Source organism: Paenibacillus sp. 01L418, assembly GCF_056400045.1.
On sequence record NZ_JBFTSN010000674.1, the window covers coordinates 1 to 2115 of the forward strand.

At 42.4% G+C, this 2115-nt stretch carries 4 protein-coding genes; 2 read left to right on the top strand and 2 right to left on the bottom strand.

Annotated features, from left to right (window positions below; all coding sequences use genetic code 11):
• The coding region (locus AC1DSE_RS34460; protein WP_477529039.1) for a hypothetical protein at positions 1 to 507 on the top strand (507 nt) is incomplete at its 5' end.
• Between the two features lie 23 nt (positions 508 to 530).
• Here AC1DSE_RS34460 and AC1DSE_RS34465 read toward each other — a convergent pair.
• A complete protein-coding gene (locus AC1DSE_RS34465; protein ID WP_477511581.1) occupies positions 531 to 1001 on the bottom strand; it encodes a GNAT family N-acetyltransferase in 471 nt (156 codons plus the stop codon).
• Positions 1002 to 1114: 113 nt separating this feature from the next.
• Between AC1DSE_RS34465 and AC1DSE_RS34470 the strand changes: the two genes are divergently transcribed.
• Complete coding sequence (locus tag AC1DSE_RS34470; RefSeq protein ID WP_477511582.1) at positions 1115 to 1651, top strand: superoxide dismutase family protein; 537 nt, start codon at positions 1115 to 1117, stop codon at positions 1649 to 1651.
• A 69-nt stretch (positions 1652 to 1720) separates the two neighbouring features.
• On the opposite strand, the gene AC1DSE_RS34475 is transcribed toward AC1DSE_RS34470, so the two are convergent.
• The coding region (locus AC1DSE_RS34475) for a TrmH family RNA methyltransferase (RefSeq protein WP_477529040.1) at positions 1721 to 2115 on the bottom strand (395 nt) is incomplete at its 5' end.

The window sequence follows — 2115 nt, forward strand, 5'->3', positions numbered from 1 at the left end:
GGTGGTATTCAAGTGGAGCTTTATTTTAAAGGCAACTTCTTTAATGCTGGAGAAACAACGATTATGGATGCAAATGGAGCCTCTGCTGGAACTATAGACTTACAAAGCATGTTCAGTGCGATGCTTTCTGTTTATGAATCCGACCTTAGACTCCTCTACAGTGGAAAATTCCGTCTTTTCTCTAGTAAATGGGAAGTTCGTGACGCCGCAGATTCAATCATTGGTGTGCTGAGAACCAGATTTACTTTTTTCAGCAAACGATATGAATACGACGCTGGGGAGCGTGGTCTTTTTCAAATTGAATCTCCTGCCTTCTCTTATGTTTATTTGATCATGGATACGTCAGGGAAAGAGGTTGCTTCCTTTGAAAAAACGAGCACTTGGCTCCAGTCGGGAGCCTTCCGTCTCCACAATCTCTCAACCGTGCTTAATAGCTATGAGCTTATTGCAGTMGTGATGGGTGTTCATAGCATTCAGAAGGCTGCGACAAACGCAGCAGCTACATAGTATTCTTCTTCGTATGAGTAGTTTTACAGCTTTTTGATCATTTTAAAATTGTTTAATTTCACACCTCTCCGTTCCACAACTTGTGACTCGACTTCCCGGTATTCATGACGTTCAAAAAATGGTTTTGCTGTTATGCTCGCATCTGTTTTTATCTCATTTACCCCTAGTCGACCAGCTTCAGCTTCAATTTTTTTCAATAGGGCTGAAGCTACGCCTCTTCTCTGATAATCCTTATGGACATACATTCGATCCAGTTCCCCTCCATATGTCATATCAGCAAATCCTACAATTTGACCGCTGTTCTCAGCGATAAAAGTAATATTTCGATCCATGGATTCCTTCCAAGCTTCGATTTTTTGGTCTGTCTCATCTTGTGGAGCCCAAGCGTTAAGCTGATCTTTTGAATAATGTTGTTTGTTTACTTCATGCACCGTTTCATAGAATAGGGAAACAACCTCACTAATATCCTCTTCAAGGAACCTTCTAATATTCATACTCATTCCTCCAGCTGGATTTTTATGTATAAAAGTAATCGTTTTGCACACTATAAACATATTGCCGTTTTCTATGCGGTCAAAAACAAAAACATGATGAATGGGAGAATAYGATGAGAAAAATATCTATGTTAGTCTGTTTGCTATTCCTGACCCAAACATTTGGAATTGTATCAGCACATCCAAATCCAAATGCTGAACCTGCTGGAGTACTTGTCACTATAATTAACAGCGAAGGCCAACATATTGGATCCGCTCAGCTCACCCAAAAAGCTGACAAAGTATATTTGCACATTGAAGCGGAAAAGCTTCCTCCAGGCAAGCATGGTATTCACTTTCACAGCGTGGGCAAATGYGATACTCCTGATTTCAAAACAGCTGAAGCTCATTTCAATCCAGTGAATAAGCAGCATGGCTTTAACAATCCAAAAGGCTACCATAACGGAGACCTCCCCAATATTACGGTAGGTGCCGATGGCAAAGTGAAGGCTGATATCGTAAGCAGCGATGTGACGCTCTTGAAAGGCAACCCAAATTCCTTATTAAAGGACGGCGGCACATCCATTATCATCCATGAAAAAGAAGATGATTATGTTACCGATCCATCTGGAAATTCTGGCAATCGTATCGCTTGCGGAGTTATCCAATAAGCTAGCGTGAAAAACGAGAGGCTGTCACAAGGAAATAACCTTGTAACAGCCTTTTTTTGATCTCGATATTTATTTGTTGTAAGCCCGCTGACGCAAGCTTTCGTACAGCAAAACCGTTGCTGCCATCGCTACATTTAACGACTCTGCTTGTCCAACCATCGGAATAATGACCGTTTCATCCATGAGTGCGCGAACTTCAGGAGACAGCCCTTCTGATTCGCTGCCCATCAGCAGCCATGTTGACTGTGTCCAGTCGTAGCCATAGCAGGTATGCTCTGCTTGTAGGCTTGTCCCAATAAGCTTCATGCCTTTTTCTTTCGCTTCGGGCAGAAGTTCTTTTAAATCCGCTTCTATAATAGGCAGATGGAATAAAGAACCCATCGTAGATCTTACGGTTTTCGGATTGTAGAGGTCCACGCAGCCTTTGCCCAAAATAACAGCATCTGCGCCAACCGCATCCGCGC